Origin of the sequence: Nitrospina sp. P1_D6 (assembly GCF_052156615.1) — a bacterium.
In the GTDB taxonomy this organism is placed as follows: Bacteria; Nitrospinota; Nitrospinia; order Nitrospinales; family Nitrospinaceae; genus Nitrospina.
The window spans coordinates 39,742-54,895 of the sequence record NZ_JBQKUN010000007.1; the positions used below are offsets into that span (position 1 = coordinate 39,742).

The 15,154-nt window shown below is 56.9% G+C and carries 26 protein-coding genes; 2 read left to right on the plus strand and 24 right to left on the minus strand.

Translation table 11 applies throughout. The features are described from left to right. Positions 1-44: 44 nt before the first annotated feature. Both rpmE and rho read right to left on the minus strand, forming a co-directional pair. Positions 45-281 carry a 50S ribosomal protein L31 gene (gene rpmE / locus ACTRXA_RS12185; protein WP_005007709.1) on the minus strand — a complete coding sequence of 79 codons (237 nt, stop codon included), beginning with the start codon at positions 279-281 and terminating at the stop codon, positions 45-47. A gap of 18 nt (positions 282-299) precedes the next feature. Then, positions 300-1,550 (minus strand): transcription termination factor Rho, encoded by a 1,251-nt coding sequence (rho, locus tag ACTRXA_RS12190; protein WP_442427467.1) that lies wholly within the window; start codon positions 1,548-1,550, stop codon positions 300-302. Between the two features lie 519 nt (positions 1,551-2,069). Between rho and ACTRXA_RS12195 the strand changes: the two genes are divergently transcribed. Both ACTRXA_RS12195 and ACTRXA_RS12200 read left to right on the plus strand, forming a co-directional pair. Further along, positions 2,070-3,047 carry a radical SAM protein gene (locus ACTRXA_RS12195; protein ID WP_442427468.1) on the plus strand — a complete coding sequence of 326 codons (978 nt, stop codon included), beginning with the start codon at positions 2,070-2,072 and terminating at the stop codon, positions 3,045-3,047. Between the two features lie 434 nt (positions 3,048-3,481). Continuing rightward, positions 3,482-3,934, plus strand: a complete 453-nt coding sequence (locus ACTRXA_RS12200; RefSeq protein WP_442427469.1) for a YkgJ family cysteine cluster protein — start codon at positions 3,482-3,484, stop codon at positions 3,932-3,934. A 70-nt stretch (positions 3,935-4,004) separates the two neighbouring features. Here the strand turns inward: ACTRXA_RS12200 and rplQ are convergent, their stop codons facing one another. The 22 genes from rplQ to rpsC form a co-directional block, all read right to left on the minus strand. Further along, on the minus strand, positions 4,005-4,628 hold the full coding sequence (rplQ, locus tag ACTRXA_RS12205) for a 50S ribosomal protein L17 (protein ID WP_442427470.1): 624 nt from the start codon (positions 4,626-4,628) through the stop codon (positions 4,005-4,007). Positions 4,629-4,684: 56 nt separating this feature from the next. Beyond that, positions 4,685-5,710 (minus strand): DNA-directed RNA polymerase subunit alpha, encoded by a 1,026-nt coding sequence (locus tag ACTRXA_RS12210; protein WP_442427471.1) that lies wholly within the window; start codon positions 5,708-5,710, stop codon positions 4,685-4,687. Between the two features lie 96 nt (positions 5,711-5,806). Then, positions 5,807-6,433 (minus strand): 30S ribosomal protein S4, encoded by a 627-nt coding sequence (rpsD, locus tag ACTRXA_RS12215; protein ID WP_442427472.1) that lies wholly within the window; start codon positions 6,431-6,433, stop codon positions 5,807-5,809. 40 nt (positions 6,434-6,473) lie between these two features. Next, positions 6,474-6,866 carry a 30S ribosomal protein S11 gene (gene rpsK / locus ACTRXA_RS12220; RefSeq protein ID WP_005007698.1) on the minus strand — a complete coding sequence of 131 codons (393 nt, stop codon included), beginning with the start codon at positions 6,864-6,866 and terminating at the stop codon, positions 6,474-6,476. A gap of 18 nt (positions 6,867-6,884) precedes the next feature. Further along, positions 6,885-7,256 (minus strand): 30S ribosomal protein S13, encoded by a 372-nt coding sequence (rpsM, locus tag ACTRXA_RS12225; protein ID WP_442427473.1) that lies wholly within the window; start codon positions 7,254-7,256, stop codon positions 6,885-6,887. Between the two features lie 43 nt (positions 7,257-7,299). Further along, complete coding sequence (gene rpmJ, locus ACTRXA_RS12230) at positions 7,300-7,413, minus strand: 50S ribosomal protein L36 (protein ID WP_042250588.1); 114 nt, start codon at positions 7,411-7,413, stop codon at positions 7,300-7,302. Positions 7,414-7,436: 23 nt separating this feature from the next. Next, the gene (gene infA, locus ACTRXA_RS12235) at positions 7,437-7,655 is read right to left on the minus strand and encodes a translation initiation factor IF-1 (protein ID WP_005007695.1); all 219 of its coding nucleotides are present in this window, start codon (positions 7,653-7,655) and stop codon (positions 7,437-7,439) included. A 2-nt stretch (positions 7,656-7,657) separates the two neighbouring features. Continuing rightward, positions 7,658-8,299 carry an adenylate kinase gene (locus ACTRXA_RS12240; RefSeq protein WP_442427474.1) on the minus strand — a complete coding sequence of 214 codons (642 nt, stop codon included), beginning with the start codon at positions 8,297-8,299 and terminating at the stop codon, positions 7,658-7,660. A 3-nt stretch (positions 8,300-8,302) separates the two neighbouring features. Beyond that, positions 8,303-9,619 carry a preprotein translocase subunit SecY gene (gene secY / locus ACTRXA_RS12245; RefSeq protein WP_442427475.1) on the minus strand — a complete coding sequence of 439 codons (1,317 nt, stop codon included), beginning with the start codon at positions 9,617-9,619 and terminating at the stop codon, positions 8,303-8,305. Then, positions 9,620-10,057, minus strand: a complete 438-nt coding sequence (gene rplO, locus ACTRXA_RS12250) for a 50S ribosomal protein L15 (RefSeq protein ID WP_442427521.1) — start codon at positions 10,055-10,057, stop codon at positions 9,620-9,622. A 14-nt stretch (positions 10,058-10,071) separates the two neighbouring features. Continuing rightward, complete coding sequence (gene rpsE / locus ACTRXA_RS12255) at positions 10,072-10,575, minus strand: 30S ribosomal protein S5 (protein WP_442427476.1); 504 nt, start codon at positions 10,573-10,575, stop codon at positions 10,072-10,074. A gap of 48 nt (positions 10,576-10,623) precedes the next feature. Beyond that, positions 10,624-10,992 carry a 50S ribosomal protein L18 gene (rplR, locus tag ACTRXA_RS12260; RefSeq protein WP_442427477.1) on the minus strand — a complete coding sequence of 123 codons (369 nt, stop codon included), beginning with the start codon at positions 10,990-10,992 and terminating at the stop codon, positions 10,624-10,626. Between the two features lie 17 nt (positions 10,993-11,009). After that, a complete protein-coding gene (gene rplF, locus ACTRXA_RS12265; protein ID WP_005007686.1) occupies positions 11,010-11,555 on the minus strand; it encodes a 50S ribosomal protein L6 in 546 nt (181 codons plus the stop codon). A gap of 14 nt (positions 11,556-11,569) precedes the next feature. Continuing rightward, positions 11,570-11,962, minus strand: coding sequence for a 30S ribosomal protein S8 (gene rpsH, locus ACTRXA_RS12270; RefSeq protein ID WP_442427478.1), 393 nt, complete (start codon positions 11,960-11,962; stop codon positions 11,570-11,572). A 38-nt stretch (positions 11,963-12,000) separates the two neighbouring features. Further along, entirely contained in the window at positions 12,001-12,186 is a 186-nt protein-coding gene (locus ACTRXA_RS12275) for a type Z 30S ribosomal protein S14 (protein ID WP_005007684.1), read from the minus strand. 23 nt (positions 12,187-12,209) lie between these two features. Beyond that, the gene (gene rplE, locus ACTRXA_RS12280; RefSeq protein WP_442427479.1) at positions 12,210-12,755 is read right to left on the minus strand and encodes a 50S ribosomal protein L5; all 546 of its coding nucleotides are present in this window, start codon (positions 12,753-12,755) and stop codon (positions 12,210-12,212) included. Positions 12,756-12,782: 27 nt separating this feature from the next. After that, positions 12,783-13,109 (minus strand): 50S ribosomal protein L24, encoded by a 327-nt coding sequence (gene rplX / locus ACTRXA_RS12285; protein WP_442427480.1) that lies wholly within the window; start codon positions 13,107-13,109, stop codon positions 12,783-12,785. Beyond that, the gene (gene rplN, locus ACTRXA_RS12290; protein WP_442427481.1) at positions 13,109-13,477 is read right to left on the minus strand and encodes a 50S ribosomal protein L14; all 369 of its coding nucleotides are present in this window, start codon (positions 13,475-13,477) and stop codon (positions 13,109-13,111) included. The genes rplX and rplN overlap by 1 nt, the downstream gene beginning before the upstream one ends. A 5-nt stretch (positions 13,478-13,482) precedes the next feature. After that, complete coding sequence (gene rpsQ, locus ACTRXA_RS12295) at positions 13,483-13,743, minus strand: 30S ribosomal protein S17 (protein ID WP_005007679.1); 261 nt, start codon at positions 13,741-13,743, stop codon at positions 13,483-13,485. Positions 13,744-13,778: 35 nt separating this feature from the next. Beyond that, positions 13,779-14,012 (minus strand): 50S ribosomal protein L29, encoded by a 234-nt coding sequence (gene rpmC / locus ACTRXA_RS12300; RefSeq protein ID WP_005007678.1) that lies wholly within the window; start codon positions 14,010-14,012, stop codon positions 13,779-13,781. 19 nt (positions 14,013-14,031) lie between these two features. Beyond that, positions 14,032-14,439, minus strand: a complete 408-nt coding sequence (gene rplP, locus ACTRXA_RS12305; protein ID WP_005007677.1) for a 50S ribosomal protein L16 — start codon at positions 14,437-14,439, stop codon at positions 14,032-14,034. Positions 14,440-14,473: 34 nt separating this feature from the next. Then, a complete protein-coding gene (gene rpsC / locus ACTRXA_RS12310; protein WP_442427482.1) occupies positions 14,474-15,148 on the minus strand; it encodes a 30S ribosomal protein S3 in 675 nt (224 codons plus the stop codon). Positions 15,149-15,154: the final 6 nt, after the last annotated feature.

The window sequence follows — 15,154 nt, forward strand, 5'->3', positions numbered from 1 at the left end:
AAAGGAGGGTTCTTCGCCGTCGGGCTTTCCGGAGGATGGAAAAGCTAGTTGGGGGAGGCCTGCTTGGCGGCTTTCGCTTCCTGGGCTTTCTGGTACTTGCGCGTGAACTTCTCGATGCGGCCGGCGCTGTCGATCAGCTTCTGCTTGCCGGTGAAAAAGGGATGGCAGGCGGAACAGATTTCCTGATGGACGTCTTTCACCGTGGAACGGGTTTTCACCTGATTGCCACAGGCACACGTGATGGTGGTCTCGAAGTATTCCGGATGGATATCCGCTTTCATTCTACGTTCTCCGAACGATCAGGAATTCATCGTCTGGATGAATTCCGCATTGGTTTTGGTTTCTCGCATTTTCTGCAGGAGGAGTTCCATCGTATCATGGATGCCCATCGGCAGTAAAACTTTTCTCAACAGCCAGATTTTCTGGAGTTCCTGCTCCTCGATGAGCAATTCCTCCTTACGCGTGCCGGAGCGGTTGATGTCGATCGACGGGAAAATGCGTTTTTCGGCGAGTTTCCGGTCGAGCACGATCTCCAGGTTGCCGGTGCCCTTGAATTCCTCGAAGATGACGTCGTCCATGCGGCTGCCGGTATCGACCAGCGAGGTGGCGATGATGGTGAGGCTGCCGCCTTCTTCCAGGTTGCGGGCCGCGCCGAAAAAGCGTTTCGGCCGCTGGAGGGCGTTGGAATCCACACCGCCGGAGAGCACTTTGCCGCTGGGCGGCACGATGGCGTTGTAGGCACGTGCAAGGCGCGTGATGCTGTCGAGCAGGATCACCACGTCCTTGTTGTGCTCGACCAGCCGCTTGGCTTTTTCGATGACCATTTCGGCGACCTGCACGTGACGTTGCGCCGGTTCGTCGAAGGTGGAGCTGATGACCTCGCCGCGAACGGAGCGTTCCATGTCCGTCACCTCTTCCGGGCGCTCGTCGATGAGCAGCACGATCAGTACATTCTCCGGATGGTTGGTGGCGATGCTGTTCGCAATGGACTGCAACAGCATGGTCTTACCGGTACGGGGCGGGGCGACGATGAGGCCGCGCTGGCCCTTGCCGATCGGCGTCATCAAATCCATGATGCGCGCGCTGTAGTCTGTGCAGTTCGGCGTTTCCAGACGGATGCGCTCCATCGGGTAGAGCGGCGTCAGGTTGTCGAACAGGATCTTGTCTTTGGTCTTGTCCGGGTTCTCGAAGTTGATCGCCTCGACCTTGAGCAGGGCGAAGTAACGCTCGTTCTCCTTGGGCGGGCGGATCTGGCCGGAGATGGTGTCGCCCGTGTGCATGTCGAATTTCCGGATCTGCGAAGGCGACACGTAAATGTCGTCGGGGCCCGGAAGGTAGTTGTACGTCGGCGCTCGCAGGAAACCGAATCCGTCGGGCAGAATTTCCAGCACGCCCTGTCCGAACATCAAACCGTCTTTTTCGATCTGGGCCTGGAGGATTTTGAAGATGAGGTCCTGCTTGCGCAAACCGCTGTGGCCGGGAATTTTCAGCGACTTGGCCATGTTGGTCAACTCGGATATGGTCTTGGTTTTGAGTTCCTCGATGTTCATGGATGGTGCTTGTGTTTGTGCTTGCATGGTATGTGGTTGGATTCAGGTTTGAGTGGATGATTCGGTTTAAGACCTTGCGATGTTTCCTCGATTGAGGATGTGCTGGAGCCCGTCCTGCTTATGGGGTTTTCGCTTCAATGAACTGGGTTGAGGGTTTCGGGCGTCGGTTGTTCAGAGGTTTTTTGTAGGAAGCATTGCTTCTTGGGGTCGATTACCAAGTTATACGCTTCCCGCACGCTTGTCAATCATTTTCTTATTACGCTTTCCGGCCCAAATTCAAATGCTTTCCGCACCCATCGGGCCGGATTCCGAAGGCAGCAACGCGGGTTTCGACTTGCCTGAAACGGGACGGGGCGATGGGATTTCAATCCTCCGCAAAAGGGCGTCCCCGGCGGTGGAATTAACTTCGCAATTCGGAACTGGGCTGGTCCGTTGGACCGCGGTGGGCCCGGGACCTCCTCTGGAAGTCGCTTCCAAAAATCGATATCATGGGGCGATTGTCAACCAAAGAGGGTCCGCATGTCCAGCCCGTTTACCATCAACTCCGAGGAATTTGAGTCTACGTATTTGAAGCTGCACCGTACGGGTGAGCTGTTCCGCCGCTCGCGCGAAGCCCTGCGGGCGCTCAGGAACTGCAGGGTGTGCCCGCGCGACTGCGAAGTGGACCGGCTGAACAACGAGTTCGCGCTGTGCAAGACGGGTCGCTACGCCTACGTCTCCAGCTTCTTCCCCCACTTTGGCGAGGAAGACTGCCTGCGCGGCTGGAACGGGAGCGGCACCATTTTCTTTTCCATGTGCAACCTCAAGTGCGTGTTCTGCCAGAACTACGACATCAGCCAGAAACACGACGGCGACGAGGTCGGTCCGGAAGCCCTGGCGCAAATCATGCTCCGCCTGCAGGCGATGGGGTGCCACAACATCAACTTCGTCACACCGGAGCACGTGGTGCCGCAGATCCTGGAGGCCCTGCCCATGGCGGTGGAAATGGGCCTGCGCCTGCCGCTGGTGTACAACACCGGCGCCTACGATTCGCTGGAAAGCATCGAGAGCCTGCGCGACATCGTGGACATCTTCATGCCCGACTTCAAGTACTGGGAGGAGGCCGACTCGTCCACCTACCTCAAGGCCAAAAGTTACCCGGATGCAGCGCGCTCCGCCATCAAGGCCATGCACGACCAGGTGGGCGACCTGGTTTTCGACGAGAAAGGCCTCGCCAAACGCGGCGTGCTGGTACGGCACCTGGTGATGCCCGACAGCGCCGAGAACGTGAGGCCGATCATGCGCTGGCTGGCCAGTGAACTATCGCCCGACACCTACGTCAACATCATGGACCAGTACCGCCCCGCGGGCAAGGTGACCCAAAGCCGCTTTCGCGAAATCTGCCGCAGAACCACATCCGAGGAACACGCCGAGGCGGTGCGCATCGCAAAGGAGGAAGGCCTGCGCCGCTTCGATTCGCGCGACCCGGAGGCGTTTCTGGCCTACGCCCTGCCCTGAACCCTGCTTGTACTGCTTCGCCTGATGGTGGACCACCCACCGCATTGCCCGTGACTGAAAACACCGCGGCTATTCGTTCGGCCAATTCCGCGGCCCGCCCGGCCGGCGCTGGGATGACTTCGTGCACGAGGTGGACGCATGGGTCATGGTTGCGGAAGGCCTTATGGAGAATGAGACCGAAGGCGCGGTGAGCCGTCCCCAACCGGGTGAAGAGGTGTTCATCCCGGCACGTCCTCCTGCTGGTTGTGCGGCTACCGGAAAACGACCTGAACACACCTTCCTTTCATATGTTTTCGACATAAACCATTCCTGTTTTTTATTTGTAGAATTTTGTTTTTTTTGGATGCGGGGGGTTGCGCTTATTCGGCGTTGCCCCTAGCATAGGGGCGTGCAGGGGCGAGGCGTCTATTTGTTTATCCTGAGGACAGGTTATTATGGCTAAAGCGAAGATCAAGGATCCGTGGGATCAATGTAAAAAATGTTTGCCGGCGAAGTGCTGTACGTATTTCGCGTTGCAGGTGGATGAACCGGAGTCACGCAAGGACTACGAAGCGATGTTGTGGCAGATCGCGCACAAAGGCGTTTCGTTTTACATCTACCGCAAGGGCTGGTACATGATGGTGGAGACGGTGTGCAATTTTCTGCGCGATGACAACAAGTGCGCCATTTATGAAACGCGGCCGTACATCTGCCGCGAGCACAGTATCGAAAATTGCGAATACACCGGCGACGATTACGGCTGGACGGAGCATTTCAAAAGCTACAAGGAACTTCTGGACTGGATCAACGACAACACCAGCTACCGGTTCAAATATAAAGAGCCGGATTATGGCAGGCCCAACGCCAAGGGACGCAAGCTGAAAGCCATGGTTGGTTGCGGCAGTTGAGTTGGCTTCCCCCCGCATGGGGGAAATGAAACATTCGATTGAGTGAGTTGAAATCCGGCGACGGAGGGAGTTACTTGTCGTCGGATTTTTTCTTTGAAGCGGTGGACTTCTTGGTGGCGGCCTTGGTTTTCTTTTCGTCGTCTTTGCTCTTGTCCTTATCCGCTTTGGGAGCGGCTTTCTTCTTGGCCGGAGCTTTGTCCTTGTCTTCTTTCTTGGCAGCCGGGGCTTTCTTCTCCCCGGTCTCCTTTTTGTCCTTCTTTTCGCCCGCTTCCTTTTTCTCGCCGGAGTCTTTTTTGGCTTTTTTCTCCTTTGCGGGAGCGGCCTGAGCCTGTTCTTCCTCGCGGTCCACGAGTTCGATGATGGCCATCGGCGCATCATCGCCACGGCGGTTGCCGACGTGCAGAATCCGGGTGTAGCCTCCGTTGCGGCTGGCGTAGCGGTCGGAGAGCGTGTCAAACAGCTTCACGAAGGCTTCCTTGCCGTGGACCACACGCAGGGCGCGGCGGCGGGCGTGGAGGGTGCCTTTCTTGCCCAGCGTGATGGTTTTCTCCACGTGGCTGCGCAGTTCCTTCGCCTTGGCCAGCGTGGTGCGGATGCGTTCTTTCACGATGAGCGCAGTGACCAGGTTACGGAACAGCGCTTTCCGGTGAGCCGAGGTGCGGCCCAGTTTTCTTCCCGCTTTCAGGTGACGCATGGGGTGTGATCTCTCCGTTCAGTTTCGGGGGCCCGTGGGAAACGATGGGTTTCTCGTCAGGCGCGTTCTCCCTCGAGTTCCACTTCTTTTTTCTTGCGCATGGCCTGGATCTGGCGGAGGTCTTCCTCTTCCAGTTTCAGGCCCAGCGACAGGCCCATTTCCTCGAGAATTTCTTTAATTTCGTTGAGCGATTTACGACCGAAGTTGCGGGTCTTCAGCATTTCGCTGTCGCCCTTCTGCACCAGCTCGGCGATGGTGGTGATGTTCGCGTTCTTGAGGCAGTTGTAGGAGCGTACCGACAACTCCAGTTCTTCAACGCTTTTCGCCAGGTTGGTGAGCAGTTTCTGTTTCTTTTCGTCGATCTGCGGTTGAACCGGCTCCGGCTCCTCATCGAAGTTGATGAAGATCTGCATGTGGTCCTTGACGATCTTCGCGGCGTGCGCCACGGCGTCTTCGGGAGTGATGCTGCCGTCGGTCCACAGTTCCATAACAAGGGAGTCGTAGTCCGTGGACTGCCCGACGCGGGTTTTCTCGACCGTGTAATTCACTTTTTCCACCGGTGAGAACAAGGCATCGACGGGAATCATCTGTACCGACTCGGTGGTCATGTCGTGGCGGTCCGCCGGAACGTAACCGCGGCCGCGCTGGATGAGCACTTCCATGTCCAGAGTGCCGTTGCTGTCGAGCGTGGCGATCTTGTGGTCCGGGCTCAGAATGGTGACGTCCGGGTCTTCCTGGAAATCCTTCGCCACCACTTCGCCCGCGGTATCGCGCTTCAAGTACAGGCGTTTGCTGTCCTCATTGCCCTGCAGTTTCAGCTGCAGTTTTTTCAGGTTGAGGATGATTTCCGTAACGTCTTCCATAACGCCCGGAATGGACGAAAATTCGTGGAAAACGCCTTCAAATTTCACGCCGATGACGGCGGTGCCTTCGATGGAAGACAACAGCATGCGGCGCAGCGAATTGCCGACGGTGATGCCGTAACCGCGTTCAAAGGGTCCTGCCTGGAACTTGGCGTAATTGTCGGACCGGGTCTTTTTGTCAAAATCGAGACGCTTGGGTTTAACGATTCCCTGCATCATCAAGTCAATCCTCCGATTGGGTTCTGTGTCAATTGCGTATTGGGTGATGGCCGACGGGGCGGCGCAATGCGGGGGCGCGCCCCCATCCGGGTCTCATCAACGCGAATACAATTCAACGATCAACTGCTCGTTGATCGGGAGCGTGATGTCCTCACGCGAGGAGAGTTCCAGAACCGTTCCTTCGTTCTTGTCAAAATCAAATGCCAACCAGTTGGGCAGGGTTTTGCCCTTCATGGCTTCGAGACCGGTCTTGATCGGCAGCTTGTCTTTCTTGGACGCGACCAGCCCGATCACATCGCCTTTCCTGACCGCGTAGGAAGGCACGTTCACCTTCTTGCCGTTGACGGTGAAAAAGCGGTGCCGCACCAGTTGGCGCGCAGCGTTACGGGACCCCGCGAGGCCCATCCGGTAGATGACGTTGTCCATCCGCATTTCCAGGTTCTGCAGAAGATTCTCGCCGGTGACGCCTTTTTTCTGGTCGGCTTTTTTGAAGTACGTGCGGAACTGGTTTTCCAGCACGCCGTAGAGGCGGCGGACTTTCTGTTTTTCACGCAACTGCACTCCGTATTCCGAGAACTTGGTGCGGCCCTGGCCGTGCTGGCCGGGGGCGTAGCTTCGGCGGTCGATCGCACACTTGGGGGTATCGCATCGCTCAGCTTTCAGGTACAGCTTTTCCCCTTCGCGGCGACAGAGACGACAAACGGAACCAATATATCGTGCCAAAGCTACTCTCTCCTATAAATGAATCAAATCAATATTGCGGTTACACCCGGCGGCGTTTGCGCGGCCGGCATCCGTTGTGCGGAATCGGCGTGCGGTCGCGGATGACGGTGATTTCCATGCCCACGCCCTGCAGGGACCGGATGGCGGATTCGCGCCCGGCACCCGGGCCTTTCACATGCACTTCCAGTTTGCGCATGCCCATTTCGCGGGCCTTGGTGGCGGCTTTCTCGGCAGCCACCTGCGCGGCAAACGGGGTGCTCTTGCGCGAGCCTTTGAAGCCCTGCGCACCGGCGCTGGACCAGGACACGACGTTCCCCGACAGATCGCTGATGGTGACGATCGTGTTGTTGAACGTAGCGCGGATGTGGGCGACGCCCATCTCCGGCGCGGTTTTGCCCTTTTTCTTTCCAGCTTTGGGTTTCTTGTCTGCCATCGATCCTTACCTCAGTTGTTATTTCTTGCCTTTGGCGCCGACCGTCTTGCGGGGTCCCTTACGCGTGCGGGCGTTGGTGTGCGTGCGCTGGCCGCGAACGGGCAGACCGCGACGGTGCCGAAGCCCGCGGTAACAGCCGATGTCCATAAGCCGCTTCATATTCATGTTGTTGGTGCGGCGCAGATCGCCTTCCACCTGGTGATCTTTCTCAATGATCGAGCGGATGCGCGTCAATTCATCATCCGTCAAATCCTTGATCCGGGTTTCCGGAGCCACGTTGGCCTGCTGAAGGATTTTGCCCGAAGTGGTCGGGCCGATGCCGTACACATAGGTCAACGCCACATGCGCGCGCTTGTTCATGGGAATGTCCACACCGGCTATACGTGCCACACGATTTCCTTTCTTCTAACGACGCGGTTGCCCGCTACGGGGCTCAGCCCTGTTTCTGTTTGTGCTTGGGGTTCTCACAAATCACGCGCACCACGCCGCGACGGCGGATCACCTTGCAATTCTTACAAATCTTTTTGACGGATGCCTGAACTTTCATGATGACCTCTGTGACTGACGTGATTACTTGTACCGGTACGTAATGCGACCCCGGGACAGGTCATACGGTGAAAGTTGAACCTTCACCTTGTCGCCCGACAGGATGCGGATGAAATGCAGCCGCATTTTTCCTGAAATGTGAGCGAGAATCTTGTGTCCGTTTTCCAATTCCACGCGGAACATGGCGTTCGGCAGGGGTTCCAGCACGGTGCCTTCAACTTCGATGGAATCTTCTTTGGACATATTCAGTTGACCATTTCGCAAACCCGGGAAAATATTTCATCAACCGTACCCCGGCCGGGTGCGGTCTTCAGCTTTCCCTGTTTTTCATAATAATTTTTGAGCGGCTCGGTCTGTTGCTTGTAAACCGTCAGGCGCTTGAGGATCGTCTCCTCGTTGTCGTCGTCGCGCTGATACAACTCGCCGCCGCATGCATCGCACCGGCCCGCCGCCTTCGGCGGGTGGGTGGTTTTGTGGTACATGGTGCCGCATTCCTTGCAGGTGCTTCGCCCGGTAAGGCGGACCAGCAGTTCGTCCTTGTCCACTTCCAGGTCCACGACCACATCGATGTCCTGGCCCATGGACCTCAGCATCTCACCCAGCTTTTCCGCCTGCACGATGGTGCGGGGAAAGCCGTCGAGAATGAATCCGTTGTCGCAATCGGGCTCCTTGATGCGTTCTTTTATGAGACCGACGACGATCTCATCCGGCACCAACTGGCCCTGATCCATGTAGGTCTTGGCCTGCCTGCCCAAATCGGTACCGTCACTGACGGCGGCCCTCAGGATGTCCCCGGTTGAAATCTTGGGGATGGAAAACCGCTCCTGGAGCAAATTCGCCTGGGTGCCTTTTCCGGACCCAGGAGGACCTAGCAATATCACCCGCATGGATCAGCCTCGGCGACTCCGTAACCTCCCTTTTTTGATGAAACCGTCATAATTCCGCATCACCAAATGGGATTCAATTTGTTGCATGGTATCGAGGGAGACACCAACGACGATGAGCAGGCTTGTCCCGCCAAAATAAAACGGAATGTTCAGGTATTTTATCAAATAATCGGGCAAAATACAGATAAAAGACAGGTATATCGCCCCGTAAAACGTCAACTTAGACAGAATCTGGTCGATGTATTCGGCGGTCTTCGGGCCCGGACGGATTCCGGGAATGAAGCCGCCGTGCTTCTTCATGTTGTCCGCCACTTCGGTCGGGTTGAAAATGACCGCGGTGTAGAAATAACAGAAGAAAAAGATCGCACCGATGAAAATCAGGCTGTAGATCAAATTGCCCGGAGCCAGGGCCGCCGAAACCGTCTGCATCCACGGATGATCGATGAACTGGGCGATGGTCGCCGGGAACATGATGATCGAGGACGCAAAAATCGGCGGGATGACGCCGGAAGTGTTGACCTTGAGCGGCAGGTGCGAGGTCTGCCCGCCATACATCTTTCGCCCCACCACGCGCTTGGCGTACTGGATTGGGATTCGTCTCTGTCCCCCCTCTGTAAATACAATGAACCCGACCACGGCCATCATGACCAACGCCAGCAACAGCCCGATCAATACGGAAAGTTCGCCGGTACCCATCAGGTCCAGCGACATGCCGATCGCGGAGGGCAGGCCCGCCACGATACCGGTGAATATGATAAGCGAGATGCCGTTGCCGATACCGCGTTCGGAAATCTGTTCGCCCAGCCACATGATGAACACCGTACCCGCGGTCAGGGTCAGCATCGTCATCATGCGGAAGGTCCAGCCCGGATCGGGTACGATCGGCGCGCCGCCGGGGCTCTTCATCGCTTCCAGCCCCACCGCCATGCCGGAACTCTGGATGACGCTCAACAGCACCGTGCCGTACCGCGTGTACTGGGTGATTTTTTTCTGGCCCTGCTCGCCCTCCTTCTTCAACTGCGCCAGATGCGGCGACACGATGGTGAGGAGTTGCAGGATGATCGACGCGCTGATGTAGGGCATGATGCCCAGCGCAAAAATGGTCAGGCGGCTCAACGCTCCGCCCGAAAACATGTCAAAGAACCCGAGGATCGTGCCCTTGGCCTGCTCGAATATCTCCGCCAGGGCGGCGCCGTCAATGCCCGGAGTCGGGATGTGCGCGCCAATCCGGTAAACGATCAGGACGCCAAGGGTGAACAGCACCCGGCGTTTGAGTTCCGGGATCCGGAATATATTGGCAAAACTCTCGGCGCCACTCATTTAAAGGACTACGACCTTTCCTCCCGACTTCTCGATTTTCTCCACCGCCGCCTTGCTGAACTTGTGGGCGTGTATGGTGATCGCCCCGGAGAGGTCGCCATCGGCCAATACCTTGACCGCTTCGGTTTTGTGGATGAGGCCCTTTTCTTTCATCACATCGGGAGTCAACGGGCCGTCCAGCGAAATGTCTTTCAGGTCTCCCAGGTTCACCAGTTCGTAGCTTTTCTTGAAAATGTTGGTGAAACCGCGCTTGGGCAGGCGACGCTGCAGCGGCATCTGGCCACCTTCAAACCAGGGATGCGGGCTGCCGCCGGAACGGCTCTTCTGGCCTTTCTGACCGCGCCCGGAGGTTTTGCCATTTCCGGAACCCGGTCCGCGCCCGACCCGGTTGCGTTTTTTGCGGCCGCCGGGGAAACCTTTTAAATTGGATAACTCGATCATATCTGGATCACTCAACGGGACGATTTATGATGCAATTCTTTACCGCGCACTTCCTGGCACTGCTGGACGTCGCGCAGGGACTCAAGGCCGTCGATGGTGGCCTTCACGACGTTGTGCGGATTGTTGGTGCGGATACATTTGGTGAGGATGTCCTTCACCCCCGCCGCTTCCAGGACCGCTCGCACGGCACCCCCGGCAATCAGTCCGGTACCCCGGCTCGCCGGCTTCAAAAGCACTTCACCGGAACCGAAACGGCCGATGATCTCGTGCGGAATGGTGGTGCCGTCCAGAGCCACGCGGATCTGGTTTTTCTTTGCGCGCTCGACGCCTTTACGAATAGCTTCCGGCACTTCGTTGGCCTTGCCCAGCCCCCAACCCACCTTGCCCTCGCGGTTGCCCACCACGACCAGGGCACTGAAGCTGAAGCGACGCCCGCCTTTCACCACTTTGGCGACACGCTTGATCTTGACGACTTTATCGACGAATTCGGTTTGTTTGGCGGCTCGTTCCTGCAAAAGCGTTCCTCCTGCCTGGCCGGGCTTTTTCCCCGCCGGGTTGGTTTTTTAAAACTTGATTCCCTTTTCCCGCACCGCCTCCGCCAGCGCTTTCACGCGGCCGGCATAGATGAATCCGTTGCGGTCGTAATACACTTCCTTGATTCCCTGTGCGGCGGCTTTTTCGCCCAGAATGGAACCCACCAGTTTCGCCGCTTCCACATTGCCGCCCGTTTTCATTTTCGCCTGAAAATCCTTGGTCAATGAAGACGCGGACGCGAGAGTCTTGCGGTTGGCGTCGTCGATGATCTGGGCGTAAATGTGGTTGGTGCTGCGGAACACCGACAGGCGCAGTTTCTGCGGATCTTTCTGGGTCCGGTTTTTCACCCTGAATTTGCGTTTCAGCCTCAGCCGGGTTTTGAGATTTGTTTTTGACATGGTCCGTCTTGCTAAAATTATTTGCCCGCGGCGGCTTTGCCCGCTTTTCTGCGGATGCGCTCGTCGGCATACATGACCCCTTTACCCTTGTAAGGCTCCGGTGGTCGCATTTTGCGGATTTCCGCGGATGTTTGTCCCACTTTTTCCTTGTCGATGCCTTTGACCTTGATGGTGTTGGCTTTCGAATCCACCTCGAACTCGATGCCGTCGGGGCTCGGGTACTCAATGGGATGCGAATAACCCAGGTTCAGCACCAGGGCCTTTCCCTTCAGTTCCACCTTGTAACCGACGCCGACAATGTTGAGCTGTTTCTCGTAACCCTGAGAGACGCCCACCACCATGTTGTTGAGAAGCGCTCGGGTGAGGCCGTGCAAGGCGCGGTGCGTCCGGTTGTCCGACGGCCGCTTTACCAGCACCTGGTTTTCTTCCTTCTCGATCAACATCTCCGGGTGCAGGTCACGCACCAGTTCCCCCTTGGGGCCCTTGACCTTCACGTGACTGCCCTGAATGGTGCACTCGACGCCGGAAGGCAATTCAACCGGCAATTTTCCAATACGTGACATAATCGATTCCTGCCTTACCAGATGTATCCGACCACTTCGCCGCCGATACCTTTTTCGCGGCAAATCTGATCGGTGACCAATCCCTGCGATGTGGAGATGATAGCGACCCCCAGACCGTTCAGCACCTTCGGGATATGATCCTTGTCCACATAAACACGGCGGCCGGGTGTGCTGACACGCTTGATGCCGCGTACACAGGGGGAACCGTTGTGGTATTTCAGGTACACCCGCAACAACCCCTGCTTATTGTCTTCCTTGGTCTTGAAGTTGCGAATGAATCCTTCACCCTGCAAAATCTCGGCGATCCGGACCTTCATCTTGGAATTCGGCATGTCCACCGAAGGGTGGCGCACCTGCATTCCGTTCCGGAGCCGGGTGAAAAAATCCGCTATGGGATCGGTCATCATGAGATCAATGTTCTCCTAAACTTACGTAACTCATTGCCTTACCAGCTGGCCTTGGTGACGCCGGGGACTTCCCCCAACAGCGCCCGCTGCCGAAAACAGATGCGGCACAAACCAAACTTACGGAGGAACGCCCGCGGGCGGCCGCACACTTTGCACCGGTTGTACTCCCGCACGCTGAATTTCTGCTTGCGGTTGGCCTTGGCTATCAGCGATTTCTTCGCCATTTCTTGCCTCTAAAAATCGGGATTCAGTTGCGGAACGGAAATCCCATGGTCTTCAACAGCACCCGCCCCTGCTCGTCGTTTTCAGCGGTGGTGCAGATGGTGATGTTCATTCCCTTGATCTTTTCGATCTTGTCGAAATTGATCTCCGGAAAAATCAATTGTTCTCGCAGGCCGATGGTGTAGTTGCCGCGCCCGTCGAAAGACTTGGGCGACAGGCCCTTGAAATCGCGCACGCGCGGCAGAGCGAATCCAACGAGCCGCTCGAAAAATTCGTACATGCGGGAGCCGCGCAGGGTCACACGCACACCCACCGGCATGCCTTCGCGCAGCTTGAAGTTGGAGATCGCTTTTTTCGCCTTTGTCACCACCGGGGCCTGGCCGGTAATGGTGCGCAACTGCTCAACACCCGCCTCGATCAGCTTGGCGTTCTGGGTGCCTTCGCCCAGGCCCATATTGAGCACGATCTTCTCCAGACGCGGAACCTGCATGATGTTTTTCAGCCCGAGTTCCTTCTGGATCTGACTGCGGTACTTTTCGTTGTATGCCTGCTTGACATTGGGTACTGCCATGTTCTATTCCGTCAACCTTTCTGGCACTTAAATCTTGTCGATGGCGTCGCCGCATTTACGGCAGACGCGGACGCGGCTTCCGTCATCCAGTTTCTTGCTTTTCACACGCACGCCCTTGCCGCACTTGTCGCAAACCAAAAGCACGTTGGAGTAATGAATCTTACCTTCCTTCTCCACGATGCCGCCCTTATTCTGCCCGCTCGGCTTCATGTGACGCTTGTAGAGATTGAGCTTTTCCACGGTGATGCTGTCATGGTCCGGATAGAATGCCAGAACCTTTCCCTTTTTGCCGCGTTCGCGACCCTTCATCACCATCACGATATCGTCTTTTTTCAGCAACCAGCTACCGGCCATCAGAGCACCTCCGGGGCGAGGGAAATGATCTTGAGAAACCGCTTGGCGCGGAGCTCGCGGGCGACAGGACCGAAGATGCGGGTGCCGACCGGCTCCTTCGCGTCGTTTACCAGCACAGCGGCATTGGTGTCGAATTTGATGTAGCTGCCTTCCGAGCGGCGCATTTCCTTGCGGGTGCGCACCACCACGGCTTTTTTCACGTCGCCCTTCTTGATGTTGCTGTTCGGCTCGCACTCCTTCACGGCCACGACGATGATGTCGCCCACCGAGGCGTAACGCCGTCCGGTCCCGCCCAGCACCTTGATACACTGAACTTTCCGCGCGCCCGAGTTGTCCGCCACATCCAAAACTGTTCGCAGTTGAATCATCGCCGTTAAATTTCCCGTTTCTTTAAAATTTCAACCAGGGACCACCGCTTGTCCTTGCTCAACGGCCGCACCTGCTTCATGGAAATAAAGTCGCCGACATTGCACTGGTTCGTCTCGTCGTGACACTTGTATTTCCGGGTCTGCTTGACCACTTTCTTGAATTTGGGGTGAATGTACTTCCGGTCCACCCGCACCACCACCGTCTTGTCCATCTTGTCGCTGATGACGGTGCCCAACAGCGTTTGTTTGCGCTTACCTTCGCTCAACGTGCACTCCTGAGGTTATTTCTTTTCACCCGTCTTTACGACGAGGGGGTTTCGGCTTTCGGCTGGCCTGCCTGGTCCGCCGACTGTTTCATTTCCCGGTTAAGGGTCTTGAGCCGTGCAATGTCCCGGCGCATGTGCTTCATCCGTCCCGGATTCTCAATCTTTCCTGTAGCGAGCTGAAATTTCAGATTGAAATATTCTTCCTCCAGGTCGGCGAGCTTTTCCTCGCGCTCCTTTTCGGACAGCTCCCGGATTTCCTTCATCTTCATGATAGTCGGTTCCCGCCTGTTACTTGTTCACGATGATCCGGGTGGCCACCGGAAGTTTGTGTGACGCCAGACGCAGAGCCTCTTTGGCCACGTCCTCCGCCACGCCGGACATTTCGTAAAGAATCCTTCCGGGCTTGACGACGGCGACCCAGAATTCCGGGTTGCCTTTACCTTTACCCATGCGGGTCTCGGCCGGCTTCTTGGAGATCGGCTTGTCCGGAAAAATCCGGAGCCAGATTTTACCGCCACGCTTGACGTGACGGGTCATGGCAATACGCGCCGCTTCGATCTGGCGGTTGGTGATCCAGCCGCACTCCAGAGTCTGCAGGGCATACTCGCCGAAATTGACCTTGCCGCCGCGGAACGCGGTGCCGCGCATCCGGCCTTTGTGTTTTTTGCGATACTTGACGCGCTTGGGCATCAACATGACTGTAACTCTCCCAGCTTGCTATTCGTGTTCGTCAGGACGCTGCGGCTTCGCCCTCTTCGGCGGTATCCGCCGCTCCTTCAAAAATCTCGCCCTTGTACACCCACACCTTGATACCGATGATGCCGTAAGTGGTGCGGGCCTCGGCGGTGCCGTAATCGATGTCCGCACGGAGTGTGTGCAGGGGCACGCGGCCTTCGCGGTACCATTCACTGCGCGCGATTTCCGCGCCGCCCAGGCGACCCGACACGCGGATCTTGATTCCCTTGCCGCCGAAGCGCAGGGCGCTGACCACCGCTTTCTTCATGGCGCGGCGGAAGGAAATCCGTTTCTCCAGCTGCATGGCCACGTTCTGCGCGATGAGCGAGGAGTCGAGTTCCGCCCGGCGGATTTCCTTGATGTTCAGGTTGACCTGCTTGGCCGTACCGATGATCCTCTGCAACTCTTCCTTCACCCGGTCCACTTCCAGCCCCTTCTTACCGATGATGATGCCGGGGCGGGCGGTGTGGATATTGATGCGGATGCGGCTTGCCGAACGCTCGATTTCCAGATTCGAAATGCCCGCGTGCGACAGGTTTTTCCGTAAATGCTTGCGGATCTTGATGTCTTCCTGCAGAAGATCGGCGTAATCTTTTTTTGCGTACCAGTTCGATTTCCAGGGCTTGTTGATGCCCAGGCGAAACCCGTAGGGATGTACCTTCTGACCCATGTGTCG